26 protein-coding genes are annotated in these 26769 nt (G+C 42.3%); 8 read left to right on the top strand and 18 right to left on the bottom strand.

The features are described 5' to 3' along the window. Window positions 1-4: 4 nt before the first annotated feature. Genes AACZ11_RS00535 through kynU form a run of 3 tightly spaced genes read right to left on the bottom strand, consistent with a single transcriptional unit; the run spans window position 5 to window position 3099 of the window. On the bottom strand, window positions 5-433 hold the full coding sequence (locus AACZ11_RS00535) for a RidA family protein (protein WP_290626163.1): 429 nt from the start codon (window positions 431-433) through the stop codon (window positions 5-7). 5 nt (window positions 434-438) lie between these two features. Continuing rightward, the gene (locus AACZ11_RS00530) at window positions 439-1836 is read right to left on the bottom strand and encodes an NAD(P)/FAD-dependent oxidoreductase (protein ID WP_290626161.1); all 1398 of its coding nucleotides are present in this window, start codon (window positions 1834-1836) and stop codon (window positions 439-441) included. Beyond that, window positions 1837-3099 (bottom strand): kynureninase, encoded by a 1263-nt coding sequence (kynU, locus tag AACZ11_RS00525; protein ID WP_290626159.1) that lies wholly within the window; start codon window positions 3097-3099, stop codon window positions 1837-1839. It lies immediately after the preceding gene. A 113-nt stretch (window positions 3100-3212) separates the two neighbouring features. Here kynU and AACZ11_RS00520 point away from each other — a divergent pair, with 113 nt between their 5' ends. Then, a complete protein-coding gene (locus AACZ11_RS00520; RefSeq protein WP_290626157.1) occupies window positions 3213-5372 on the top strand; it encodes a T9SS type A sorting domain-containing protein in 2160 nt (719 codons plus the stop codon). A gap of 4 nt (window positions 5373-5376) precedes the next feature. On the opposite strand, the gene AACZ11_RS00515 is transcribed toward AACZ11_RS00520, so the two are convergent. Then, window positions 5377-6060: a hypothetical protein gene (locus AACZ11_RS00515; RefSeq protein WP_290626155.1), complete on the bottom strand. Its 684-nt coding sequence runs from the start codon at window positions 6058-6060 to the stop codon at window positions 5377-5379. Window positions 6061-6126: 66 nt separating this feature from the next. Between AACZ11_RS00515 and AACZ11_RS00510 the strand changes: the two genes are divergently transcribed. Together AACZ11_RS00510 and AACZ11_RS00505 are read left to right on the top strand one after the other, a co-directional pair. After that, window positions 6127-6543: a (4Fe-4S)-binding protein gene (locus AACZ11_RS00510; protein WP_290626153.1), complete on the top strand. Its 417-nt coding sequence runs from the start codon at window positions 6127-6129 to the stop codon at window positions 6541-6543. A 2-nt stretch (window positions 6544-6545) separates the two neighbouring features. Continuing rightward, a complete protein-coding gene (locus tag AACZ11_RS00505; RefSeq protein ID WP_290626151.1) occupies window positions 6546-6830 on the top strand; it encodes a GNAT family N-acetyltransferase in 285 nt (94 codons plus the stop codon). A 48-nt stretch (window positions 6831-6878) separates the two neighbouring features. Here the strand turns inward: AACZ11_RS00505 and AACZ11_RS00500 are convergent, their stop codons facing one another. Continuing rightward, entirely contained in the window at window positions 6879-7037 is a 159-nt protein-coding gene (locus AACZ11_RS00500) for a lmo0937 family membrane protein (protein ID WP_152558187.1), read from the bottom strand. A gap of 220 nt (window positions 7038-7257) precedes the next feature. Here AACZ11_RS00500 and AACZ11_RS00495 point away from each other — a divergent pair, with 220 nt between their 5' ends. Then, entirely contained in the window at window positions 7258-8058 is an 801-nt protein-coding gene (locus AACZ11_RS00495; protein WP_290626147.1) for a class I SAM-dependent methyltransferase, read from the top strand. On the opposite strand, the gene msrA is transcribed toward AACZ11_RS00495, so the two are convergent. From msrA to AACZ11_RS00480, 3 genes are all read right to left on the bottom strand, one after another. Next, complete coding sequence (gene msrA / locus AACZ11_RS00490; RefSeq protein ID WP_290626145.1) at window positions 8055-8738, bottom strand: peptide-methionine (S)-S-oxide reductase MsrA; 684 nt, start codon at window positions 8736-8738, stop codon at window positions 8055-8057. The genes AACZ11_RS00495 and msrA overlap by 4 nt on opposite strands. A gap of 108 nt (window positions 8739-8846) precedes the next feature. Next, window positions 8847-9629 (bottom strand): C4-type zinc ribbon domain-containing protein, encoded by a 783-nt coding sequence (locus AACZ11_RS00485; protein WP_290626143.1) that lies wholly within the window; start codon window positions 9627-9629, stop codon window positions 8847-8849. 3 nt (window positions 9630-9632) lie between these two features. Beyond that, window positions 9633-10727, bottom strand: a complete 1095-nt coding sequence (locus tag AACZ11_RS00480) for a Nif3-like dinuclear metal center hexameric protein (RefSeq protein WP_290626141.1) — start codon at window positions 10725-10727, stop codon at window positions 9633-9635. Between the two features lie 122 nt (window positions 10728-10849). On the opposite strand from AACZ11_RS00480, the gene lpxK reads away from it, so the two are divergent. After that, window positions 10850-11869, top strand: a complete 1020-nt coding sequence (gene lpxK, locus AACZ11_RS00475) for a tetraacyldisaccharide 4'-kinase (RefSeq protein WP_290626139.1) — start codon at window positions 10850-10852, stop codon at window positions 11867-11869. On the opposite strand, the gene AACZ11_RS00470 is transcribed toward lpxK, so the two are convergent. Genes AACZ11_RS00470 through AACZ11_RS00440 form a run of 7 tightly spaced genes read right to left on the bottom strand, consistent with a single transcriptional unit; the run spans window position 11866 to window position 19174 of the window. Next, window positions 11866-14121: a response regulator gene (locus AACZ11_RS00470; RefSeq protein ID WP_290626137.1), complete on the bottom strand. Its 2256-nt coding sequence runs from the start codon at window positions 14119-14121 to the stop codon at window positions 11866-11868. The genes lpxK and AACZ11_RS00470 overlap by 4 nt on opposite strands. 30 nt (window positions 14122-14151) lie before the next feature. Next, entirely contained in the window at window positions 14152-15177 is a 1026-nt protein-coding gene (gene gap / locus AACZ11_RS00465) for a type I glyceraldehyde-3-phosphate dehydrogenase (protein ID WP_290626135.1), read from the bottom strand. A gap of 3 nt (window positions 15178-15180) precedes the next feature. Further along, entirely contained in the window at window positions 15181-16053 is an 873-nt protein-coding gene (gene lipA / locus AACZ11_RS00460; RefSeq protein WP_339831167.1) for a lipoyl synthase, read from the bottom strand. A gap of 40 nt (window positions 16054-16093) precedes the next feature. Then, complete coding sequence (locus AACZ11_RS00455; RefSeq protein WP_290629010.1) at window positions 16094-17299, bottom strand: Nramp family divalent metal transporter; 1206 nt, start codon at window positions 17297-17299, stop codon at window positions 16094-16096. Between the two features lie 5 nt (window positions 17300-17304). Further along, window positions 17305-17871 (bottom strand): sigma-70 family RNA polymerase sigma factor, encoded by a 567-nt coding sequence (locus AACZ11_RS00450; RefSeq protein ID WP_034261356.1) that lies wholly within the window; start codon window positions 17869-17871, stop codon window positions 17305-17307. Next, window positions 17862-18953: a glycosyltransferase gene (locus tag AACZ11_RS00445; protein WP_339831164.1), complete on the bottom strand. Its 1092-nt coding sequence runs from the start codon at window positions 18951-18953 to the stop codon at window positions 17862-17864. Before AACZ11_RS00445 ends, AACZ11_RS00450 begins: the two co-directional genes overlap by 10 nt. A gap of 14 nt (window positions 18954-18967) precedes the next feature. Continuing rightward, a complete protein-coding gene (locus tag AACZ11_RS00440; RefSeq protein ID WP_290629013.1) occupies window positions 18968-19174 on the bottom strand; it encodes a membrane or secreted protein in 207 nt (68 codons plus the stop codon). A 99-nt stretch (window positions 19175-19273) separates the two neighbouring features. Between AACZ11_RS00440 and AACZ11_RS00435 the strand changes: the two genes are divergently transcribed. Beyond that, window positions 19274-19882: a fasciclin domain-containing protein gene (locus AACZ11_RS00435; RefSeq protein WP_339831162.1), complete on the top strand. Its 609-nt coding sequence runs from the start codon at window positions 19274-19276 to the stop codon at window positions 19880-19882. Here AACZ11_RS00435 and murB read toward each other — a convergent pair. After that, window positions 19879-20892, bottom strand: coding sequence for a UDP-N-acetylmuramate dehydrogenase (gene murB, locus AACZ11_RS00430; protein ID WP_290629016.1), 1014 nt, complete (start codon window positions 20890-20892; stop codon window positions 19879-19881). The two genes, AACZ11_RS00435 and murB, sit on opposite strands and share 4 nt — an antisense overlap. Then, window positions 20892-22082, bottom strand: coding sequence for a pyridoxal phosphate-dependent aminotransferase (locus tag AACZ11_RS00425; RefSeq protein WP_290629018.1), 1191 nt, complete (start codon window positions 22080-22082; stop codon window positions 20892-20894). Before AACZ11_RS00425 ends, murB begins: the two co-directional genes overlap by 1 nt. Window positions 22083-22176: 94 nt before the next feature. On the opposite strand from AACZ11_RS00425, the gene AACZ11_RS00420 reads away from it, so the two are divergent. Continuing rightward, entirely contained in the window at window positions 22177-23529 is a 1353-nt protein-coding gene (locus AACZ11_RS00420) for an aspartyl protease family protein (RefSeq protein ID WP_339831159.1), read from the top strand. Between the two features lie 50 nt (window positions 23530-23579). On the opposite strand, the gene AACZ11_RS00415 is transcribed toward AACZ11_RS00420, so the two are convergent. Next, window positions 23580-23975, bottom strand: a complete 396-nt coding sequence (locus AACZ11_RS00415; protein ID WP_290629021.1) for a DUF1573 domain-containing protein — start codon at window positions 23973-23975, stop codon at window positions 23580-23582. Between the two features lie 126 nt (window positions 23976-24101). Between AACZ11_RS00415 and AACZ11_RS00410 the strand changes: the two genes are divergently transcribed. Continuing rightward, complete coding sequence (locus AACZ11_RS00410; RefSeq protein WP_339831155.1) at window positions 24102-26732, top strand: valine--tRNA ligase; 2631 nt, start codon at window positions 24102-24104, stop codon at window positions 26730-26732. The last annotated feature ends 37 nt before the right edge of the window (window positions 26733-26769 follow it).

Raw genomic sequence — 26769 nt, 5'->3', positions numbered from 1 at the left:
GTGTCTAATTTCCTGTGGGCTTATACGCCATGGCTTTAATCTCAACCACCAGATAGGGGTGAGGTAGTTGGTGAACAGCCACCGTAGTGCGTGCCGGACCGGTTTCTTTTTCGAAGAACTCAGCATATACCTCATTATAACCTGCAAAATCGTTCATATTCACCAAAAAAGAAGTGACATCTACCACGTCTTCCAATGTAGCTCCTTCGGTGGCTAAGTAATCTTTTATATTTTCCAAAACCGCGCGTGTCTGTTCACGCACATCCAATCGCATACTGCCCATTTCATCTACCTGATGGACACCTGCAAAAGTATTGTCGGGTAATCGCGAGCTGGTTCCGCTTACAAAAATAAAGTCACCAACCCTTTTCACATGAGGATATGCCCCACGGGGAGTTGCTTTACCATCAACTAATCTGCTTTTATTACTCATGATATTTATTTTAAATTTCGTGCCACGGCATCGTCGTGGAGGATCTCATCTGTTACCTTTTTTACAAGTTTCAATTTCTCAGCTAAGTTCATTTCTTCACGGAGTTTGCCATCGTCAAGCAAGTTCAGGATGGCTTTGTCCTGTGCTCTTCCTTTTTTCATAGCCACTTCATAACTTATTTTCTCATTGAACGTCACCAAGGAATACTTGGAGTAGTAGTCGTTAGGAAACTCGGCTTCAAACGCGGTTTCCAATTTTCGTTTTTGTTGAAACAGCGGGCTGGCCGTATGCTCCTTCATTTCGTGAAAATTATCTACGGCTAGATCGGCAATGGCATCTGTATCTTTTTTACGTACTTTTTCGTATTCCTTGAAGACTCGGTCCCAGTCTCCTTCATGCGATGTTAAAATCTCATCGAACACGACCACATCTTCAAAAGAAGCATTCATCCCTTGTCCGTAAAATGGTACGATCGCATGTGCCGCATCGCCCAGCAGCAGTGCTTTTCCGTAGCAACTCCAAGGGGAACATTTAATTGTACCTAGAGGTCCTGTGGGGTTTTGGAAGAATTCTTCTCCCAATCGCGGCATCAATGCTAAGGCATCCGGGAATTCTTTACTAAAGTAAGCTATAACTTTCTCTTGGGAGGTTAAATTTTTAAAACAGTATTCACTGTTCTCATAGGGTGCGAAAAGCGTCACGGTAAAACTGCCGTCCAAATTGGGTAATGCGATGAGCATATCTTCGCCACGCGGCCAAATATGCAGTGCACCTTTGTCGGTACGATACCCTCCCTCATTAGTGGCCGGTATCTCCAATTCTTTATAACCGTGAGTAAGCCATTGCTGTGAAAAGCTAAAGAGAAATTTTTTATGCTGAAACATACTTTTACGAACGGCAGAGCCTGCTCCATCGGTACCCATAATTATATCTCCTTGAATGGTGATTTCATCTCCGGTTTCATAATCCTTAAAGACTGCGGAAGCATGCTCGAGATCAACACTCTTACAGCCATGATTGAAAACGATATTGACATTGGGAATTTTTTCTGCTGCATCCAGTAGGAGCATGTTCAATCCCGGTCGGGAGATGGAGTTGATGTATTCGTTTTGTCGTCCGCTGTACTTGCTTAAAAAAGTTTTTCCTTGCGTATCGTGTATCATTCTTCCATACATTGGGATACACAGTTTTTTTGCTTCAGCTTCAACACCGGCCAATCGCAAACCTCTCAATCCACGATTGCTCAGAGCAAGATTAATGGAGCGTCCGGCATCTTGTGTCACTTTCCGAAGATCGGGACGTTTTTCTACCAAGGTCACATCGTACCCTCGCTGAGCCATACGCAGGGCTAATAAACTCCCGCAAAGGCCTGCGCCAATGATAAGGATCTTGTCGTTTTTCATTTACTGTAACACATCTTTTAATCGTTGGGTGAATTGGAATACATCCTCAAAGCTATTGTACAAGGGTGCAGGGGCAACACGTATTACATCGGGCTCACGCCAATCGCTAATGACGCCCGCTTCGGTCAATCTTGTATGTAACGTTTTATCGGCATTCTTTACCTGTATGGACAATTGACATCCCCGCTCCTTAGGGTCCCGAGGGGTGATGATGCGAATATGATCGTTCTTTAGTGCATCGATGAGAAACTCCAGAAATCCTGTGAGTTTATCACTTTTTTTAAGAAGATTGTCAAATCCTGCTTCTGCGAAGGTGTCGAGCGATGCCCGGATCGCAGCCATGGACAGGATGGGGGGGTTGCTTAACTGCCATCCTTCGGCACCCGGAAGCGCATCGAAATCGTGGCGCATGTTAAAACGTGTTTTCTTGTTATGACCCCACCAACCGGCAAAACGTTTCAGATTGTCATTGCTTTCATGGCGTTCGTGTACAAAACAGCCACCCAGACTTCCGGGACCGCTATTAAGGTATTTATAACTACACCACACCGCAAAATCGGGACCTACGTCATGAAGGTTTGGCTGAATGTTCCCCACGCCGTGTGCAAGATCGAACCCAACCTTACAACCAAAACGATGCCCAAGGTGTGTGATTTCTTTGAGCGGAAATGCCTGGCCGGTGTAATAATTGGTGCTGCCAATCATGAGCAGTGCCACAGTGTCTCCGTGTTCTTCCATAATGGCTTCCAAATCTTCAAATCGGCACAATTCCTCACCGGTTCTGGGTTTCCATAGAATAAGTCCCTCATTGGGATCAAATCCGTGGAACCGTAACTGACTCTCCACGGCATATTTATCACTTGGGAAAGCATCGCTCTCCACTACGATCTTATATTTGGAGGGTGTAGGGGTGTAAAACGATACCATCATTAGATGGAGATTAGTAGTCAAGGTGTTCATCATGACCACTTCCTTAGGTTTAGCTCCTACCAAGGTCGCCATGTTCTTGGTAAGGAACTCGTGATATGGGAGCCAAGGATGTTCGGCTTCGGTGTGTCCTTCAACGCCTAGCACAGCCCAATCTTTCAATTCCTTCTGAATATATTCAGAAGTGATCTTGGGTTGAAGTCCTAGTGAATTTCCGCAGAGGTAAATAAGAGGTTCTCCCGAAGCATCGGTTGGGATATGAAATTGATCTCTAAAAGGGGATAATGGGTCTTCCGCATCACACTTTCTGGCGAAATCTAAACTGTTATGGAACATAGACGCAGGCTGGTTTTTCGAATCCTAACAAAAATAGCAATTAATATTTGAAGTATCGGTACATCGGCACTTGGGATTGATACACCTTCGTAGTATATTTGAAAAAAAAAATCATGGGCAAACGTTGCGTATTCTTGTTGCTTCTACTCGCCATTGGCTGGACCTCTTTCGGGCAGTCTGTAGCACGCCAATGGAACGAAGAGCTATTGCATGCTATTCGCAATGACTTTGCAAGACCTACCGTACATGCCCGAAACCTCTTCCACTCGTCTGTTTTGCTCTACGATATGTGGGCGGTATTTGATGATGCGGCGGAGCCTTATTTCCTCGGAAAGGAAGTAGGCGGCTTTACCTGCCCGTTTGATGGTTTTGTCACGTCCGAAACTCCTTCCGAAGCACAAAAAAAAGCCATGAGCTATGCGGTCTATCGATTGATGCGTCACCGATTCGTAAATTCACCAGGTCATGAGGAGATCCTCCTCTCCATTGACGCGTTGATGGATTCCTATGGGTATCCCACCGACAATACCACTACCAATTATTCCAGTGGAGATCCGGCGGCCTTGGGGAATTATGTAGCAGCACAGATGATCGCCTTTGGACTGCAAGACGGTTCCAATGAAGCGAATGATTATGAGAATAGGTTCTACCAGCCACTCAATGATCCTTTAAACACCGATGTTTCGGGTAATCCCGATATGGCGTTCCCTAACCATTGGCAACCCTTGAAAGTAGAAAATTATGTGGATCAAAGTGGAAACACGATTCCGGGGGGACAACCACCTTTTCTGGGTCCAGAGTGGGGTGCGGTTACGCCCTTCTCTCTTTCAGAAGAGGATAAAAAGACCATAGATGTTTCCGGCAATACCTATCATGTCTACCATGATCCCGGACCACCTTCCTTTATACAGGAAGGACTTGGGATTGCAGACCCTTACAAATGGGGTTTTTCTATGGTAGCCGCCTGGGGGTCACATCTCGACCCGGCAGATCCTACACTCATAGATATTTCTCCTAAAAATCTGGGGAACTTGGCGATGGAATCCTATCCGAAGGAATTTGAAGAGTACACTCATTTCTACGATTTCCAAAATGGGGGAGACCCCAGTACGGGAAGAGATATCAATCCGGTTACCGGAACACCTTATGAAGAGCAGTGGGTTCCGAGAGGGGATTATACCAGAGTACTAGCCGAATTTTGGGCCGACGGACCCGATAGTGAGACACCGCCGGGCCATTGGTTTACGATTCTTAACTATGTTAGTGATCATCCTGCCCTTGTTAAGAAGCTAAAAGGTGTAGGTCCCGAATTAAGCGATCTCGAATGGGATGTAAAATCGTATTTAATTTTAGGAGGAGCTATGCACGATGTAGCTGTTACCGCTTGGGGCATTAAAGGATATTACGATTATGTGCGGCCCATAAGCGCTCTTAGGTACATGGCCGACAAAGGTCAGTCCAGCGATCCTGCACAACCGAATTATCACCCGCATGGTTTGCCCCTCGTTCCGGGGTTTATTGAGTTGGTGAAAGAAGGCGACCCACTTGCGGGAGCGTTTGAAGAAAATCTGCATAAGCTTAAGCTGTTCACGTGGCGCGGACCGGGATTTATAGTAGATCCCGTAAATGATATTGCTGGTGTCGATTGGATCCTGGCGGAAGAATGGTTTCCGTACCAACGTCCTTCTTTTGTAACACCTCCTTTTGCAGGTTATGTTTCGGGCCATTCTACATTTTCGAGGGCAGCTGCCGAAATTTTGACCACACTAACCGGCAATGAATATTTTCCAGGGGGCATGGGTACGTTCACTATCGAGAAAGACACCTTTTTAAAATTCGAAAAGGGTCCTTCGGTGGATATGGAATTACAATGGGCAACCTATCAAGACGCAAGTGATCAGACTAGTTTATCACGTATTTGGGGAGGAATTCATCCTCCCATTGATGACATTCCCGGGCGGATCATTGGTGCTAAAGTAGGGAAACAAGCGTTTTCGTTTGCAGAACGATTCTTTACCGGGAAGATAGCTTCGGAAGGAGTTCTGTATCCCAATCCGGCACAGGAGATAGTCAATGTACTGTACCGCTCAAATCGCCCGTTGAAACTTTCGGTATTCGCTTTGCAAGGCAGAAAGGTGTATTCGACCCCTGCCGATTTCAGTAATGGGGAAAGTCTTCAGCTTCCTATTTCGCAACTACAACAAGGAATGTATTTGGTTCTCTTGTACGACGGAGATGCTGTAGTTTGGTCTCAAAAAATGATCAAGTCCTAGGCGTCTATTTCACCGAAATATCTGTAAAATAAAGTTTAAAAGTGCCTGTACTGTCCTTATGCATGGTTGCCAGTTCGAGTCCGCCAAATTGCGCGTAATCCTCCCAGGTAGTTATAAGGGACGGAAGGCTGTCGTTTCCTTTCCGGAAGATCCATTCGCGAATTATAAAATCCTTGGAATAGAAGAAGTCGTAGGCATCGCCGGGTGTATATCCGCCTTGCAAACCATATACTACCGTTAATTTGTTTAAGGTATCTTTTGAAATAGGAGCGATGACGTTGGCTGCTTCCGAAAAGGTCGTTCCTTCATCCCACATTAAATTAAAGGGAGCTAGCAGCCAATATCGATCGTTGATAAAAGCAGCATCGGCCCGGGTAGGAATGCTATCTGTTTCCTTGCGATTGTACGAAACAGTATCTTTTCCTGTGATAAGGGTTACCTGCTGCGATTGCGGATTCCAGATCCACGAGCGCTCACTATGAGTATCGCCACGGTCTACATTAAATGTAAACGTGAGCTCCGAGACCTCTTTCCATTTTGCGTAGCCATTTTTATAGGCGATAGCTTCGGCAGTAGTCAATTCCCGATTGGATGTAGCTTCTTTTTCCCGATCTGCTTCAGAAGAAGAAGGGTTCTTACAGTTCACAAAACTTAAAAAAAGCAGACAGAGGAGTAAAATTCTATGCATTTGAATTTGATTTTCAGTAAAAATACACAAACTAATGTAGCATCGATAATTTTTGTAACTTTAAGAATGGGAAAGACAAAAGAATATTCAAACGGAGAGGTAACGGTATTATGGAAGCCTGAGCTTTGCATCCACTCTGCTAAATGTGTGCACAATTTGCCGGAAGTCTTTAAGCCCAAGGAAAAACCTTGGGTACAGGTAGCAAATTCCAATACGGAAGCTATCATCAATACGGTAAAGGCATGCCCTAGCGGAGCTTTAAGTCATTATTTGAATGCCATCGGGCCCGCGACAGTTGATCGCGAAACAAAAAAGGAAATGATGCGAATCGAGATCATGGAGAATGGTCCCTTAATGGTCTATGGGGCCATATCCATTGTACACGATGATGGTCGAGAAGAGCAGAAAGCGAGAGCTACGGCCTTTTGCCGTTGCGGACAAAGTGGTAACCAACCTTTTTGTGACGGCTCTCATAAAATGTAATCATGGAAATAATAGAGAATAAAGAAAAGAAACGCTTCGAAACCACCGTGGAAGAAAAGACAAGTGTGATCGAATACATTCGTGCTCAAGATAAGATGTACTTGACACATACCGAAGTTCCCGATGCGTTGGAAGGGCAAGGTATCGCATCTTCCATGGCAAAACACGCCTTGGAACAAATAAAAGAAGATGGTCTGAAATTAGTTCCGCTCTGTCCTTTCATTGCTAGCTATGTAAAACGCCACCCCGAATATAAAACTCTTTTGGCTTCGGGATATACGGTGTAAGCCCTTTTAAATCATTAAAAGGGCTTATAGCTTTAAATTGTTACAAGGTTACGGTCTGCGTCCGGTTGCCAAACGGTATAAGATACCGATGATGGCAAGTACGAGCAGAATGTGAATAAGGCTTCCAACTGCGTCTCCGAAGCCAAAATAACCTACCAGCCATCCTACTAGAAGTATCACTACGATTAACCAAATTAAATCTCTCATAATTATTGGTGTTTTAGATTAGTGTACTAAAGCTACAATATTCGGTCTTTCAATGCTTCAAGTTTAACCCCTGTTTAACGAAAGCTGTTAAAATTGTTAGAAATGTGTTTTGTTCTTGTGTTAGCAAGAATACAAAGCAGTAGTGCTTACTCACGTATTTTTAAAACATCCTTGTTGTGTTAATCTTTCACTTTTCTAATTTTACCTACATTTATAATCTATGAACTTTCAAAAAGCATTTGACATAAATAAAGAAACATGGAATAAAAAAGTAGCCGTTCATGCTGCCAGCGAATTCTATGATGTCGAGGCATTTTTAAAAGGAAAATGTTCATTGAATGAATATGAAGTAGCCGCGCTAGGCGATGTTTCAGGAGCCTCTCTGTTGCATTTGCAATGTCATTTTGGCCAGGACTCCTTAAGCTGGGCTCGAAGAGGTGCGCAAGTTACGGGTGTGGATATTTCTGAAAAAGCGATCGAATTTGCCCAACAATTAAATGAATCTCTATCGTTAAACGCAAATTTTGTGTGTTGCAACGTATTGGATACATCACAGTTTGTTTCAGAAATTTTCGATGTCGTTTTTACAAGTTACGGAGTGATTGGGTGGTTGCCCGATTTACAGCCTTGGGCACGAATGATTGCCGAGCGGCTAAGACCGGGAGGTGTTTTTTATATGATAGAGTTTCATCCCATCGCTTGGATGTTCGATTATACCCAGTCACCTCCTATAATGCGATACGGCTACCATCAAAAGGATGTGATCTATGAAGAATATCAAGGCACCTACGCCAATATGGAAGCCCCGATACTAAGTAAGGAATATAGTTGGAACCACGCTTTAGGAGAGGTAGTCTCTGCGCTGACCGGTGCAGGGTTGCGAATCGATTCCTTGCACGAACACGACGCATCGCCGTATGCTATCTTTCCGAAGCTTCAAAAAAATAAAGATGGCATGTATGAATTGGAAAACAAATTATATCCCTTGGTCTTCGAAGTGCATGCGACTAAAAACAACTAATGTTTTGCATCCTCTTTTAAAAGTTCCGGAAACTTTTGCTGAAAACGTTTCAGTCTGGGGATTGATACATTTTGGATGTAGGGATTGTTGGGATTGCGTTTCTCGTAATTTTGATGGTATCCTTCAGCTTCCCAAAATTTTTGGAAAGGCAGCACCTGAGCGGCTACTTTTTCATCCCCCAATGTCTTGTTGAGTGCCGCGATCTTAGCTTCAATGATCCTTTTTTCAGTATCGTTTTGATAAAAGATAATAGAGCGATATTGAGAACCTCGATCGGGACCTTGACCGTTCACCTGCGTCACATCTTGTGAACCGAAATACACATCCACCAGCGTTTCAAATGACACCACCTGAGGATCGTAGATGATCTCTACAGCTTCGGCATGTCCGGTGCGTCCCGTGTTGCTTTCTTCATAAGTAGGATTCTCGGTATGACCGCCGCTGTAACCGGAGATCGACTCTTTTACACCTTTCACACTCTCGTAAATGGCCTCCACGCACCAAAAACATCCGCTGGCAAAATAGGCCCGTTTTAAACCATCTTGAGCAGGGACCTCTGTGGGAATGATCTGTTGTTGTGCTTTCGCTTCGGCTTCTTTGTTTGTTTCATTAGAAGGCTTACATGAGCCGGCAAAAGCGATAAGAAGTGTTGCTGTAAGTGCGAGAATGTTCTTTTTCATATTCTTTTTTTTTAATAGAGTCGGGGATATGTACTGTTCCTTTCTTTCAAAGTAATAAAAAAAGCCTTCACGTAGTGTGAAGGCTTTGTTATAATATTCAAAAGCGTATTATTTTACTTTCGCAAATAATTTCTCCATCTTCTCACGCTCTTCGTTGGCCAACTCAGGATCTACCAAAATACGACCGCTGTGTTCGTCTGTAATGATCTTTTTACGCGATGCGATTTCCATTTGTACTTGTGGAGGAATGGTAAAGAAAGAACCACCCGAAGCGCCACGCTCGACGGGAACAATAGCCAAGCCATTCTTAACGTTGGAACGAATGCGCTTGTACGCTTTTATCAAGCGCTCTTCGATCTGCTTCTCGTAATCTTCAGATTTTTTAATGAGGGCTTGTTCTTCTTTTTCTGTTTCTGAAAGAATTTCGTCCAATTCACCTTGTTTATGCTTTAGGTGCTCTTGACGTTCCTTTAAACGAGCTTTAGTCTCGTCAATAACCTCTTTCTTCTGCTCGATCTGTGCCTTAAATTCTTTAATGTGCTTTTCGGCCAATTGGATCTCCAGTTCCTGAAACTCGATCTCTTTGCTCAAAGAATTGTATTCGCGGTTGTTGCGAACGTTGTCCTGTTGTCCGGTATATTTTTTAATTAGGCTCTTTGCCTCCTCGATAAGGTTTTTCTTTCCTTTGATCTCTTCGTCGATGACATCGAGATCCGACTTCAATTTTTCAAGACGCGTATTCATTCCGGCAACCTCATCTTCCAGGTCTTCTACTTCCAAGGGAAGTTCCCCTCTAACATTGCGGATTTCATCGATACGAGAATCGATTAATTGCAAATCGAATAATGCTCTTAACTTCTCTTCTACAGTACTTTCTGTTTTTGCTGCCATATTCTAGTAATAGCTAATAGGATTGGTGTTTATTTTAGATAAAACGATTGCAAAATTACTAATTTTTTTGTTAAGGAAAGAAACTAAAAGCTCTTTTGTGAACTGTTCACTTTCATAATGCCCAATATCGGCAAGCAGGATGGCACCTTCAGCTTTAAAAAAATCGTGGTATTTAAAATCTGCACTCACAAATGCATCTGCTCCAAGGCGTTTGGCGGCATCTATCGCAAAACTACCACTTCCACCTAAAACAGCCACTTTGTGTATGGTGTGACCCAAAAAAGCCGAATGACGGATCCCTTCGGTTTTCATCTTTGACTTCAGGTGATTTAGGAAATCCTTTTCTGAAAGACCCTGCTCCAATTCACCTACCATACCCATGCCAATATGCTGATTGGTATTTTCTAGTGTAGTGATCTCATAGGCTACTTCTTCATACGGATGCACTGCTTTCAGGGCTTGAAGTACATTGGATTCTAGATGTTTTTGAAACGTGACCCCTATTTGTATCTCTTCTTCGAAATGCAGCTCACCCTTTGTGCCAAGTGTGGGATTTGATGCTTCATTTCCTTTAAAGCTGCCTTTTCCGGCAACATTGAAGCTGCAATGCTCATAGTTGCCAATGGCACCTGCTCCTGCAGTAAACAGCGCGCTGCGAACCTTATCTGCAGCTGATAGCGGAACGAAGGTACGTAGTTTTTTTATGGTTCCCGACTGCGGGATCAGCACCATTCTATTGGTTAAGCCCAACTGCGCACATATTTTTGCATTCACCCCTTCCCAAGCATTATCCAAGGCCGTGTGAATGGCGTAAATGGCAATATCGTGCTTGATGGCTTTTTGCACTACCCGTTCAACATAGGTAGCCCCGGTTATTTTTTTTAATCCTGAAAAAATAATGGGGTGGAAACTTACAATTAGATTACAATCGGTTGATATCGCTTCATCAACTACTGCTTCCAAAGTATCTAAGGTGACCAAAACACCCGTTACTGAAGTATTTTCATCCCCTACTAATAATCCGGTGTTGTCAAAATCTTCTGCATAGCTTCTCGGCGCCCATGATTCCAAGATCGATATAACTTCCTTTATCTTCATACTGTGATAATTTAGCGTAAAGATAACAGAATCTTCCGGCCACCGGAAAACATTTCTGTAACGCAAATTCGAAATGTAAGAATGGGAACGTTCCTTTAAAAGGGAATTAGTATTTTCGTTGCATGAAGCGACTTCGTATCTTATTGTTTCCCTTCTCGGTAGTATACGGTGCTATCACCGGGATGCGTAATTATTTTTATGATCGTGGATGGTGGGAAAGCAGATCGTATAAAACCCCACTTATCTGCGTTGGAAACTTATCCACAGGCGGCACAGGTAAATCACCTATGATACAGTACTTGTTGTCTTTTCTGCTTGAGGATTATACTGTGGCTGTTCTAAGTAGAGGATATAAACGAAAAACCTCCGGTTATCTGGAAGTAGCAACGAATAGCACTGTAGATGAGGTTGGCGATGAGCCGCTTCAAATAAAACAGAATTACCCGAATGTGAAAGTAGCAGTATGTGCCGACAGGCGTACAGGTGTTGAGAAGTTGGAAGCTTCAGTGGATGTTGTATTATTGGATGATGCCTTTCAGCATAGAAAAGTACAGCCCTCCACATCAATACTGCTCACCTCTTTCTCGAACTTGTATCTGGATGATTATCTATTACCTGCCGGAAACCTTCGTGAATCCCGCTTAGGCGCGGCACGGGCCGATATGATCCTAGTGACCAAATGTCCTGAAGGAGTTTCCTATGCCAAGCAACAAGAGATCCAGTTTAGAATGCAATTGAAACCCCATCAAAAACTGTATTTCACCCGGATTGGTTACGATTCGTTTATCTACGGGAAGACCGAAACCTTACAATTGGAATACCTTATGGACAAACCTTTCACTTTGGTTACGGGTATCGCGAACCCGCAGCCATTGGTGGATTTTCTGAAAAAAAACGGATATGTTTTTAAGCATGAAAAATTCGCAGACCATCACGATTTTAGTGCTTCAGAAGTAAAAAAATTACAAAAGAAAGACATCATTCTTACAACAGAAAAGGATTATATGAGGCTACAGCCTAAGCTTCAGAAATTTGCATTGTACTACCTGCCTATCAAAACCATCTTTCTCAATGAGCAGGAAGCGTTTTTCCAGGAGTTTATAAGAAAGCAAATTAGGTTTACATTAAAAAAAGCCGATTAAGTATTCACCGGAAACTTGCGTCCTTCCAAGGTACGGTAAATCTTTTCGAAGAATTCTTCAGTCTTGAAGGGTTTAGGAATGATCTCATTAAATCCGGCGCGGTAGAATTCGTCCAGATTCTCGTCAATGGTAACCGCAGTAAGGGCGATGATCGGCAAATGTTTGTTAAAATCACGGATCTTTTGGGTCGCCTCGATACCACTTATTCCCGGCATGTGGATGTCCATGAGGATCACATCGAAATCATGTGTTTTTACGAGATCGATGGCGTCCATACCATTGTCTGCCACCATGCACTGCATTTTGTTTTTTTCAAGGATCTTCTTCGTGATCATTTGGTTGATCTTATTATCCTCGACCACCAATACCTTTCTATTCTCTAGAGCTACGTAATCTACATCGTAAATAATGTTCTTGGGGTTTGTGTCTACTTGTACCTCTTCGGAAATATCGAACTTGATATTGAACCAAAATTTGGATCCTTTGCCCAACTGACTGTCGAGCTGAATCTTACTGCCCATGAGTTCCAAGAGATTCTTAACAATGGAAAGCCCTAAGCCGGTACCGCCAAATTTTCGGTTGATCTGTAAGGAAGCTTGAGAGAAAGTTTCGAAAATACTTTTTTGCTTCTTCTTAGAAATACCCACACCGTTATCCTCGATCTCGAAATGAAGCATTACCTTTTTATCCGTTTGTTCCTGCTTTTGCACTCGAACGGTCACATCGCCATTTTGAGTGAACTTAACCGAGTTGCCAATTAAGTTGATCAATACCTGGGATAACTTCAAGGGATCACCCACGAGCTTATCGGGGATGGATTCGTCAAATTCAAGGTGTAAGTTGTTCTTACGGTCGTCTGCCGATTTTTTTAAGGCAACCAATACATCATTGATGCGCTTCTTCAAGGAGAAAGTGGTCTTCTCTATTTCTACCTTGTTGGCTTCCAGTTTGTTGAGGTCTAGAATGTTGTTGATGAGCGATAAGAGATATTCTCCGGAGAATTTCAATGAGTTTAGATGTTCTTTTTGATGAGGTTTGGGGTCTTCCTCCAGTAATAAGTGTGTGAGACCAGTTACGGCATATAATGGTGTACGCAATTCGTGTGTAATGGTAGAGAGGAATTGTGCTTTCGCCAAAGAAGCTTTTTCGGCTTTCTCTTTTGCCAAGAGTAACTCGTTATTCTTGTCTTGCAGCAACTCGTTTGCTTTGGCTCGTAAATTGTTGTTTTTATAAAGTGACAGTGTAAGCAACGACAGGATCACGATCAACGCGATACTCAAACCTGTGGTCATCTTACCAAAATTGATCGACTTTTGCTTTTTGTCAAGGTCATTTTGTTGTGTCACGATGATCTCTTCCAAATTTCCAACATCGGTTTCGGCATCTACTCCTTTCGAGATCGCACTAAGATACAGTTGATATAGCGAATCACTTTTTCTTTCGTATAAGTCCAAGTACTCCTGTGCCATACTGTTATTATTACGGCGAATGGCAATATAAGAAGCGATCTTATAGCTGTCTATCTTTAATTTAGCGTAGGTGTTAGCTTCGCTGATCGCTATCGATTTCTGAAGTGAGGCTTCAGCCTGTTTTAAAGGATTGTAGCTTACCTCCTCAGGGGATAAGCTAAGCAAGGCTTCGGCTTTATTTAGGTGCGTAAATGCTTCTTGATAGTTAAGATTATAGGTTTGAAATAGCGGTATGGCAGCATCAAAATAGTTGATAGCTGTTTTAAAGTTCTTCTTTTTTAATTCTAATATTCCAAAGCCTAAGACGACGTCGGCCTGTTTTTTTTCATCGCCTAACTGAGTGATGATCTTATCGGCTTCTCTTAGAAATTTTTCAGAATTGGTAAAATCGCCCGTACGGGTTAGAATAAACCCATATAAGCTATATGCTTTCGCCAACTTTTCCTGATCGTTGATCTTATTGAGCAGGATGATGGCATTGTTTGTTTCTGAAGCTGCTTTTGAATAGTTCTGAAGGTAATAGTTCAGCTCTGCAATACTTAATAATACATCAATCCGTAATAACAGGTCGGTGGATGTACTTACTAATTTATTGGCTTTGTTAAGCCGAATCATGGCTGTCTCGAAATCCTGTGCTTGCACGGCTGTCTTAGCTTCTTTTTGAAACTTCTTAACTGTGCCAATAGTATCTAATGCCGTCTCTTGTGCCAAAGCACCAAAAGAGAGCATAAGACAGCAGAAGGCGGGGAGTAATATCTTGTATGTTAGAGAGATACTCTTCATTTATCTTATGTACTTCGGCGATAAATATAGTCATTTCCTCGATAATGAGGTCTTTTTTGAGGAAAATTGTAGGATTAAATCGACAATTCGAGAGGAATAACCAATTTCATTATCGTACCAACCTATTATTTTGACCATCTTACCAATGACCGAGGTCATTTGTGCATCAAAAATACAGGAATGGGTATTCCCTACAATATCAATAGAAACGATAGGGTCTTCCGTGTATTGAAGGATCCCTTTCAATTCTTTTTCTGAAGCTTGCTTAAACGCTTCGTTCACTTCTTTAATGGTAACTTCTCTTCGAACGTTCAACGTAATGTCCGTCAACGATCCGTTTGGGACAGGAACCCTAATACCACAGCCGCCAATCACTGAAGCCAGCTCCGGAAAGATCTTTGTCAATGCCTTGGCAGCACCCGTTGTGGTAGGAACGATCGACTGTCCTGCGGCACGTGCTCTTCGTAAATCTCTATGCGGTTGGTCATGCAAACTTTGGTCGGTAGTGTAGGAGTGTATGGTAGTAATGTAGGCTTGTTCTATACCGCATAATTTATCGACAACCTGGAGCATTGGGGCCGCATTATTGGTGGTACAAGAAGCGTTGGAAATTATAGTGTCCTCATCGTTTAAGATTCCTTCATTCACACCCAGTACTACTGTTTTAATATCATCTTCGGAAGGGGGAACCGATAGGATCACTTTTTTGGCTCCGTTATCCAAATGCTTCTGAAGCTGTTCCCGAAACCGAAACTTTCCGGTGCATTCAACAACAATATCAATTCCTTGCCAGTTCAATGCCGACACATCTTTTTCCGAAGAAAACCGAACTGTTTTTCCCGCCACCGTGATCGTGTCTTTACTGGTTTCAATGGATTCGTGTAATACTCCGTGAATGCTGTCGTATTTTAGCAAATGACCCAACGTTTTAGCATCGGCAATATCATTTACGGCCACGACCTCAATAGTAGGGTGGTGTAGTAATAATCGAAACAAATTACGACCAATACGTCCGAAGCCGTTAATGCCAATTCGAATAGGGGCCTCCGTGTGCATAAACTACGTTAAGTGCTTTTGGGCTTTATAGGAAGAGCGCACCAGAGCTCCGCTTTCTACGTGACGAAATCCCATGTCCAGTCCTATTTTTTCATATTTCTCAAACTGATCCGGGTGAATAAATTCTTTCACCGGAAGGTGCCGTTTGGAAGGTTGAAGATATTGACCAATAGTAACAATATCAAGTCCTACGTTTCGCAAATCTTCCAGGGTTTGGATCACTTCGTTCTCGGTTTCACCCAACCCCAGCATGATCCCGCTCTTGGTGCGTTTAATCCCTTGCTCTTTCAGATAGCGAAGCACTTCCAAACTACGTTCGTACTTTGCCTGTATACGAACTTCACGGGTTAAGCGCTTTACGGTTTCCATATTATGTGATACAACCTCGGGCTGTACCGAAATGATACGATCAATATGGCGTGTCACGCCCTGAAAATCGGGAATAAGTGTCTCTAATGTGGTTTCGGGGTTCATTCGGCGGATGGCCTTAACCGTTTCAGCCCAAAGAATCGAACCCATGTCTTTGAGGTCATCGCGATCTACCGATGTGATCACAGCGTGCTTTATCTCCATAAGTTTAATGGAACGCGCTACTTTTTCGGGTTCGTCCCAATCCACCGTTTCGGGTCTGCCGGTTTTTACACCGCAAAAGCCACAAGAACGCGTGCAAATATTACCCAAGATCATAAACGTTGCGGTTCCTTCGGTCCAACATTCTCCCATATTGGGACAACTTCCGGAGGTGCAAATAGTATGGAGGTCATATTTATCTACCAGGCCTCTAAGTGCCGTGTATTTTTTACCGGTAGGCAGTTTCACCCGCAGCCACTTTGGCTTTGGGGCTGGTTTTTTCAGTTCTATGGTTTCTGTATTCATAAGTAGATACAAAGGTACAAAGAATACCTAGAAAAACGTATTAGATTGTTGTGAGAAACCAGAAGCTAAAAGCAATAAGCACTACAATGGATACGAGACTGTAGTAACGCATAAATATGGAAGGTCTGGCTTCGGCGGGGGTATGGCTTCCACATAGAAGACTATAGTTGATAATGGCATAGAATGGTGCGGTTAAAAAGGAAAGTATGGTCGCTACTTTTATAAGCAGGCCCATTTCAGAAACAAAAAAGAAAAAGATGGACAAGGTGCCCGTTACCAGAATGAGTAGCCAAAACAGGTATCCTCTTTTGGAAGGCGTGCCGGTTAAGATTTCTACGGAAGCATTCATCACCCTTGGGGAGCCGTCCAGCGTGGTAAGCGTAGTACTGAACATGGTGGTTAGGGCCGCAATGCCAATAATGATCTTTGTAGGCTCTCCCAAGCTGTAGGTGTACATTGAGATCAACTGATTGGCAAATTCCCCTCCATTTTCTGAAAATCGTTCACCGCTATTATACATCACTAGAGCGCCCAACGCTAAAAAACCTATGGCGAGCAGTGTCGTACTAAGATATCCTACATTAAAATCGAAACGAGACTGTTTTGAAGTGATCGTAGCATCTAGTTTCTTCTTTTCTACCGTCCAAATAGAATGCCAGATAGAGATATCGAGAGGCGCAGGCATCCAGCCCATGAAAGCGATCAAGAACGCTACCGAAAGTGCATCTGTTGGTAGGATTTGCGTAAAAGAGAGGTTCGATTCTGGCTTAACTGCTAATACAACAGCGAAGATCGTACTTAGGGTTAAGCAAAGAACGATTCCTTTCATTAAGGAATCCAAGATCTTATACCTGCCTAAGATCAAAATAAAAAAACAAATTCCTGTGATCACTGCAGTCCAGAGTACTACAGATCCTGTGCCAAATAAGGAGGAGGCGATCCCTGCGGTTACAATGGTAACTGCTGTTTGAATGGTAAACATGGTCCCCAATGTGATGATAAAGTAGGCGACAAGAACACCTTTTCCCATTTTGGCGTATCCAGTCAGTAAATTTTCTCCCGTAGCGGCAGCATAGCGCGGTCCAAACTCAAAAAATGGGTATTTTATGGCGTTTATCAATACCAGTGCCCACAGCAATCCAAATCCGAAATCGGCTCCGGCACGCGTGGATTGAACCAAATGAGAAACACCTATGGCAGCTCCAGCGAACAGAAAACCGGGTCCGAGTCTCTTGAGGATCTTCATTGCGTCTAATGATGTTGGGTAATGATCTCGGCCAATAATTTCTTGGCTCGCAACAACCTTACTTTTACGTTGTTGAGTGGTTCTTCCAAGGCTTCGGAGATTTCATTATAGCTCATTTCCTGAAAATAGCGCAGGTTAATGATCTCTTGGTAGTGAGGTTTTAGCTCTTTTATGAATTGGAGCAACTCTGCCAAATTCTGTTCTGTGATCAATTTATCTTCCGGTGTAGGATTCGCATCGGCTATTTTTCGAATATGATCTTCACTGGCATCGGTCGTTTGGGAATAGATGGAAGCATTTTTTTTTCGGGTCTTGTCTATCTGGATATTCTTTGAAATCGCCACAAGCCAGGTGCTAAATACATAATTCTCATCAAAAGTATCTATTTTATCAAATGCTTTGGAAAATGTCTCGATCGTGATATCTTCGGCTTCATACTCATCCCGAACCCGCTTCATTTGAAAGCCATATACTTCATTCCAGTAATGATCCAACAAGAACTTGAATGCACTTTGTTTTCCCTTTTTTGCTTTCTGAATTTGATGATCTATATCCTGTTGCGTTATTTCCACCGCTTCGGTTTTGAGTTGCTATTGGAAATAAAGATACTCAATTGTAGGAATACTAAAAATAAATCTAATAAGGGCAATATGGGGATAAGGTCTGTTTCTTTCAATTTCTTGGCAGCCTTTCCAAAGACTAGATACTGAAAGCCCACTCGAGCAAGAATAATCGGTAAGGCCAGTTTCCAATTTATCAATAAGGCTACGACCGCCAGCGGCCAAAATAAGAAGCCGGTCAAGTAAAAAAGTCCCAATAGAAATTTATGTTTGGGCTTATAATAACTTGCTGTGGTAATATGGCGTCTTTTCTGATGCATCCATTCTTTCCAGGTATTCTTTGGAGCTGAATAGGTAAAAGCCATTTCATCAAAACAAATAGTTGTATTAGCGCCGGTGGCGACCTCATTTACAAACAAATCGTCATCGCCCGATGGTATCTTCACATGCGATATGAAACCATTATTGGCATAATAGAGATCACTAGTATACGCCAGATTCCTTCCAACGCCCATGTACGGCATCCCTGCTTTGGCATAGGAAAAATACTGAAGGGCAGTAAGCACGGTTTCGAAGCGAATGATCTTATTTAAGAAACCCGAACGTTTTTCATAAGCTCCATATCCCAAAATAAGCTGCTTATCCTTAGAAAAATGAGAAGCCATTTGGCTCAACCAGGCATCGCTTGCCGGACTACAGTCGGCGTCGGTAAAAACCATTCGTTGATGTTTGGCGCGTTTTATACCCAAGGTGAGGGCATATTTCTTACTGGCCCAAAAGGTTTCATTGTTCTCTACATTCACGATCTTAATGCGCGGGTCCTTTTCAGAAAAGTGCTCCATCACCTCCAATGTGTCATCGAACGAGGCATCATTGATTAAGATGATTTCATAGTTAGGATAGGACTGTCTTTGCCACAGCGGAATATTTTTTTGTAGGTTCTCAATCTCATTCTTGGCACATATCAATAAGGAAACCGGAGCGATGTCCTGTACTAGGCTTTTAGAAGGGTTGAGGAAAGAAAATTTAGAAAAGAGGAGGAAATAGCAACAGTTAATAATGACCACTGCCGTAAAAACGTAAAATAGCACCATACACCGTCCTATTGTTATTGTTTGTGAGACGTCTCGGTGCAGTTCTCAAACTGGTCCGGCGTCTTTCCGCAAAAACCACAACTCTCACCTTCTTTGTTTAAAAAAGGATTTTGGCTTGCACAGGTTCCCGCAAATTTGCCATCTTTCTTCGCCCATAATTTTATGGCGATTCCTGCGATGGCTAAGAATAATAAAATTAAGGTGATCACTAAAAGTTCCATAGCGCAATTTTAAAGCACAAAAGTACAATCTTTCTTTGTCATGTGCTCGTAATTTGATTATTTTTAGCACAAATTTGAAGCCAAAAAAGTATGAAATATATGTACCGAGTTCTTTTGCCGTTGCTTGTGTTTGTCACTCTTCTAAGTTGTAAGAACGACGCGAAGGAATCAACCGGAGATACTTCAGGAGAGACCACGCAGGTCGTTTCCGAAAAACCTGTGGTAAAGGAACGGAAGATCCCTACGGAAGCTGAAAAGAAACAAGCAAAGAGCGTCTTGAGTAAATTGATGGTCACCCCCGAGTTAAAAGCCTTTACAAGCTTTTTGGTAAGTGCTCAGTTGACCGATCTTATGATGAAGGATGAAGGGCCTTATACTGTATTAGCTCCTACCAATGAGGCATTTGACAATCTTGAGGAAGAACTTCGAAATGGTTTGTTCCGCAGAGAAAACAAAGACCAACTTTCTGCCATTTTGAAAAACCATATTGTGAGTGGATCGTTGGATTCGGCTACTTTATTCCAAAATAGTAAGAGCGGTAACTATACCCTAACCAACTTGAACGGTGAAACTCTTACGGTTACTAAAGAAGGTAATGATATTGTGATCTCTTCGGCTTCAGGAGTACAGGCAAAAATTGGGAAAAGTGATATTCATGGTTCCAACGGCGTGGTTCACGTTGTGGACGCTGTCTTCGTAGCCAACTAAAAGACATTTACTTCGGGTTCGATGTAGATCCCGAATTTTTGCTTCACTTCCCTCTGTATTTTTAAGGCAAGCTCCCATATCTCGTGACCGGTGGCATTACCGTGATTTACCAGAACCAGTGCTTGATGTTCATGGACACCTGCGTCACCAAATCGCTTTCCTTTAAATCCCGCTTTTTCGATCAGCCAACCTGCCGGAATCTTAAATTCCGTAGGAGATACTTCATAAAAGGGAGCATCAGGAAACGCAAGGCGAAAAGCTTTAAAGGCATCGGTGTCAATAATAGGATTTTTAAAGAAACTTCCGCTATTTCCCAAAATTTTAGGATCGGGGAGTTTTGATTGTCGAATGGCGATCACCGCCTGGGATATATCTGCAATGGTGGGATCTGTACAATTATTTTCAGCCAATACTTCTTTAATTGCGCCATACGAAGTGTGGGTCAAATGATTTCTTTTAGTGAGGGATAAAGTCACACTGGTGATAATATATTTTCCCTTAAATCTGGTTTTGAAGATAGAATCCCTGTACCCGAAGTCGCAGGCCTCTTTATTGAATACTTTTATTTCACCCGTTGCGACTTCCACCGCTGTACAGGATTGGAACACATCTTTCAATTCTACCCCATATGCGCCTATATTCTGAATAGGAGCGGTGCCTACATTTCCGGGGATAAGCGAGAGATTCTCCACACCACCGTACTTATGTGAGATACAGTACATGACAAAATCATGCCAATTCTCTCCGGCCATAACTTTTAGTGAAATTCGATCTTCATCTTCTGTCACTACCTCAATGCCCTTAAGATTAATATGAAGAACCAATGCATTAATATCTTTTGTGAGCAGCATATTGCTACCTCCCCCAAGTACAAATAACGTTTTGTTTCGATGCGTTTTAAGTACTTCAATCAATTCTGAAATAGCGTTGATCTCTATAAAATATCTGGCTTTCGAATCAATTCCGAAGGTATTATACGCTTTCAGTGATGTGTACTCTTCGAGATGCATTAATCGTTGTATTCTTCTAACGCTGCTTTAAGGATCTCAACCGAGCGGATAAGACTTTCTTTCCGAAGCACATAGGCAATTCGTACTTGATTAAGCCCTACACCCGGACTTGAATAAAAGCCTGCGGCAGGAGCCACCATAATCGTTTCGCCGTTATGATCGAATGATTCTAATAACCATTGGGCAAACGCATCACTGTTCTTAACGGGAAGTTCTACGATACAGTAAAACGCACCCTTGGGCTCTCCCACCTTCACTCCGGGGATCTCTTTTAGACTTCTTACAAGAATATCACGTCTTTCTTGATATTCGGAAATTACCTCATCGAAATAACTTTGGGGTGTTAGTAAGGCAGCTTCGCTGGCAATTTGAGCGAAGGTAGGTGGGCTAAGACGTGCTTGCGCAAACTTAAGAGCGGTTCTAATAACTTCTTTGTTTTTCGAGACCAAGCACCCAATGCGTGCCCCACACATGCTATAGCGCTTCGATACTGAGTCGATAAGTATGCCATGCTCTGCCATGCCGAGTTCCTCAAGGATCGAATAATGCTTAGAGCCATCGTATGTGAATTCACGGTACACCTCGTCTGCCACCAAGAACAGATCGTGCTTTTTTACCATAGCCGCTAACAATTTAATCTCTTCTTTGGAATATAGATATCCCGTAGGATTGCCCGGATTACAAATTAAAATAGCCTTGGTCTTAGGAGTGATCAATTTTTCAAATTCTGAAATGGGGGGCAACGCAAAATTGTTTTCTATTTTTGAAATCACGGGTACGATCGTTACCCCGGAAGCAGTAGCAAAGCCGTTATAGTTTGCATAAAAAGGTTCAGGTATGATGATCTCGTCACCAACATCGGCGATGCTTCCCATAGCGAATAATAATGCTTCACTACCTCCTGTTGTGACAACTATATCATTGGCATCTACAGGAATGTTCAGCCGGTTGTAATAGTTCGCTATCTTTTTTCGATATTCTTCAGACCCTTCAGATCGCGTGTATGCCAATACTTCCAAATGATGATTGGCGACAGCATCCATGGCAATTTGTGGTGATTTTATGTCCGGCTGCCCTATATTAAGATGGTATACTGTTTTTTTGTCTTTATATGCTTTTTCGGCATATGGAACCAGCTTTCGTATAGGTGATTCCGGCATATTCTTTCCCTTGTTGGATACTGAAGGCATAGTGATGAAATTTAAGAGCAAAGTTCCGAAATATATTTAAGATTCCCATGCGGCAAAGAGCATGTTTCACCAAATTTTTATATCTTCAATACTGTTGAAAACATTTTCTAAAATACGCTTCCTGTCCCTTTTTCTGGGAATTTTTGTGTTGCTGCCTCCTTCTGTAGTAGGGCAGGAAGGATTTACGTTGCCGGATGGAACCATCAAAGATAAGATCGATTTTGAGTTGGTTAATAACTTAGTGGTTATTCCTGTCACCATAAATGGAACAGAGTTCTCCTTTCTTCTGGATACAGGAGTCAATACAACCATACTGTTTGGATTGTCCCAAGAGGATTCTATACAGTTAAAGAATACCAGACCTATTCGTATTCGTGGTCTTGGAACGGGAGGAAGTATTGATGCACTGCGTACAGAAAGAAATAAGGTAACTGTTGGGAATGCAGTGGACGAAGAGCATACTATTTATGTGATCTTTGAACAATCCTTGAACCTCTCGCCAAGAATGGGTTTGCCCATCCATGGGATTATTGGATACGATTTTTTTAAGAAGTTTATCGTAAAGACTGATTATACAAGAAAAAAACTCACCTTTTTCGATCCTGAAAAATACGAACCGAAGGTATGTAGCAGGTGCGAGGTTTTTCCAATTAGATTGTATGAGAACAAACCCTATATAGATATGAAGGTGGGTTCGGGTGACACTTTGGTTGATGTTACCCTATTGATAGATTCCGGAGCCAGTGATGCGCTGTGGATCTTTGACGAAACGATTGGGATAGTAGAAGCTCCCCAAAATTATTTTGAAGATTTTTTAGGATTAGGACTTAGCGGGAATATTTATGGCAAACGTTCTAAGCTAAAAAAAGCACAGCTTGGGACGTATGTTCTTGCTAATGTGAATGTTGCTTACCCTAGTGAAGACGCATTAGAAGACATTAAGTTCTATGATGATCGTAGTGGAAGTCTTGGAGGAGGTATTTTAAAACGCTTTACAGTAACAATGGATTATTCCTCACAACAAATGATCTTAAAAAAAAATAACTCATTTAGCGATCCCTTTTATTACAATATGAGCGGAATTACGGTCGAGCACGACGGATTGGTCGTCGTCAAAGAGGAACAAACATCAGATAGTGTAAAAATTCCAACTAATATTTCTTCCGAAAACGACAATGCATTTACCTTACAGTTCAAGACAATTTTTAATTTTTTTTTAGTGCCACGATACATTGTTGCCGAACTTCGAGAGAATTCCCCTGCAGCATTGGCGGGTCTTCTAAAGAACGATGAGATCCTATCAATCAACGGGAGACCTGCCTATAAATATAAATTATATGAAATCGTTGCACTTTTCAGTTCTCAAGAAGGCAAACGCATAAAACTTCAAATCGAACGAAACGGTGTAAAGCTTATAAAAAAGTTTGTACTCAAAGAAGTGCTATAAAAAAACCGTCCGCACTGTGGCGGACGGTCAAGTAAAAATAATTAACGTAATTATTCTGTCTTCTCGAGAACGCTTTTTCCTTCATCCAAAACCTCACCTTTAATTTTAAGGGCTTTGATGGGTTCATCGGCGTTCGAATAAACGGTAACGGTCTTTCGTATGGGACCCACTCGATTTGTATCGTATTTTACCTGAATCGTGCTGCTTTCACCGGGAGCTATCGGACCATCCGGTTTTTTAGGAACAGTACATCCACAACTGGATTTCACATCTGAAATGATAAGCGGGGCATTGCCGGTATTTGTAAATTCAAACACACGTACTCCATCACTTCCTTTTGCAATTTCACCATAGTCTATGGTGTCAGTTTTAAAGCTGATCTTTGCTTGTGCTTGTGCGCTAAAACTCACCAAAGCAATTAAGGCTATAAGTACCAATTTCTTCATATTTTCTATAATTTTGAATAGCTAAAGTAAGTATCTTTCTTACAAACTGCAAAATAAGTTATTCACTTTTGTAATCTTGCAGATATAACTACTTTTGCATACTACATTTCAAAAATCAGACCAAACATGGGATTAGAGGCAAAATATAATGCTCAAAAGGTGGAAGAGCAGTGGTATAACTACTGGATGGAGCATAACTATTTTCATAGTGAAGTAGATGATAGGGAGCCATACACCATCGTCATCCCACCTCCAAACGTAACCGGGGTACTGCACATGGGGCATATGTTGAACAATACACTACAGGATGTATTGATTCGAAGAGCCCGTTTAAAAGGTTTCAATGCCTGTTGGGTGCCCGGAACAGATCACGCCTCCATTGCTACAGAAGCGAAGGTAGTAGCCAAACTCCAACAGGAAGGAATCCGTAAAGCAGATCTTACCCGTGATGAATTTTTGAAACATGCTTGGGATTGGACACATACACATGGGGGTATTATACTTGAGCAACTAAAGAAACTAGGAGCCTCCTGCGATTGGGAACGCACCAAATTCACCATGGATGACGATATGTCAGCCTCTGTTATTAAAGTCTTTGTTGACCTTTATAAAAAAGGTCATATTTACCGGGGATATCGCATGGTGAACTGGGATCCGCAAGCCAAAACTACCCTGTCTGATGAAGAGGTAAATTATGAAGAGAAACAAGGAAATCTATATTATCTCAATTATAAGATCGAAGGCAGTGAAGAATTTTTAACCATCGCTACGACCAGACCGGAAACCATATTGGGTGACACTGCCATTTGTATCAACCCTAATGACGAACGGTTTTCTCATTTAAAAGGAAAAAAAGCGGTAGTCCCTATCTGCAACCGTATTATTCCTATTATTGAAGACGACTATGTCGATATGGAGTTTGGGACAGGCTGTTTAAAGGTAACGCCGGCACACGATGAGAACGATAAGGCGCTAGGGGATAAGCACCATTTGGAAGTGATTGATATTTTAAATGAGGACGGTAGTTTAAATCAGTACGGAATGCAGTACGAGGGCAAAGACCGTTTTGTAGCTAGAAAAGAGATTGTGACAGAATTGGATGCTATGGGAGTGCTTCTCAAAACCGCACAGCATACGCACAAGGTGGGAACAAGTGAACGTACGGGAGCTATCATTGAACCGAAATTGAGCGACCAATGGTTTTTGAAAATGAAAGAATTGGCACAGCCCGCCTTGGATGCTGTTCTTGAAAAAGAGGTTCATCTCGTTCCGGAAAAGTTTGTCAATACCTACCGTCATTGGATGGAAAATGTGCGAGATTGGAATATTTCGCGTCAGTTATGGTGGGGTCAACAAATCCCTGCCTATTATTATGGTGTAGGGAAGAACGATTTTGTTGTTGCAGAGACCTTGGAAGATGCTCTTGTAGAAGCGCGAAAGAAATCGGGTAACGAGAAGCTTACGCGGGCAGATCTTACGCAGGATCCCGATGCACTTGATACTTGGTTTTCATCATGGTTATGGCCCATTAGTGTCTTTGGAGGTATTTTAGAACCGGATAATAAGGAGATCAATTACTATTATCCAACCAATGATCTGGTCACGGCTCCCGAGATCCTTTTTTTCTGGGTTGCCCGTATGATCATTGCTGGCTACGAATATAGAAATGAGAAACCGTTTACCAACGTCTACCTTACAGGTATTGTACGCGATAAACAACGCAGAAAGATGAGTAAATCCTTGGGGAACTCTCCAGATCCCATTGAGCTCATGGATAAATACGGTGCCGATGGAGTTCGCGTAGGAATGCTGTTGAGTTCTCCGGCCGGAAACGACCTCATGTTCGACGAAGATCTGTGTAAACAGGGAAGCGGATTTGTGACTAAGATATGGAATGCATATAGGTTGATCGACGGTTGGGATGTTTCAGAAACGCAAGCACCAACCGAAACAGCTACGATCGCTATCAACTGGTATCGGGCAAAATTTCAGAAGACATTGGCCGAGATCGAGGACCATTTCAGTAAGTATCGTATAAGCGATGCGCTCATGGCTACCTATAAACTTATATGGGATGATTTCTGTTCGTGGTTCTTGGAAATGGTAAAACCCGGGTATGGGGATCCCATTGCAACTTCAACATACAATGAGGTAATCACGATCCTGGAAGATAATTTAAAGATTTTACATCCCTTCGTTCCATTTATTTCTGAAGAGATATGGCAACATATTACAAAGCGTAGTCCCGAAGATGCCCTCATCATTGCTTCATGGCCTAATGAGGTTCAAACTAATGATAAATTGATCGCCGATTTTGGGGTTGCTTCGGAAGTGATTTCGGGTGTACGTACGATTCGGAAAGAGAAGAATATTTCATTTAGGGACTCTATTTCTTTGTGGGTGATTAATAATGAAGGGCAGTCTAAGGATTTTGATCCCGTTATTCAGAAGCTAGGAAATATCTCAGAATTGAAATATACTTCCGAAGCGATAGACGGAGCACTTACGTTTCGTGTAAAATCCAATGAGTATTTTATTCCTATGGCCGGTGCCATTGACGTAGCCGAAGAAATTGAAAAATTACAGGAAGAACTGAAATATACTGAAGGTTTTTTAAAAAGTGTTCAAGGAAAGTTGAAAAACGAACGATTTGTTAGTGGGGCACCCGCGCAGGTAGTTGCCATGGAAAAGCAAAAAGAAGCCGATGCGATCGCAAAGATCGAAACGTTAAAAGCTTCGTTGGCTAACTTAAAATAATCGAAGTTTGAAGTGGGATGTTTGGAGTTGAAGTATT

It is taken from the genome of uncultured Altibacter sp., assembly GCF_963972995.1.
Lineage (GTDB): Bacteria > Bacteroidota > Bacteroidia > Flavobacteriales > Flavobacteriaceae > Altibacter.
This window is presented reverse-complemented; position numbering and strand designations above follow the sequence as displayed.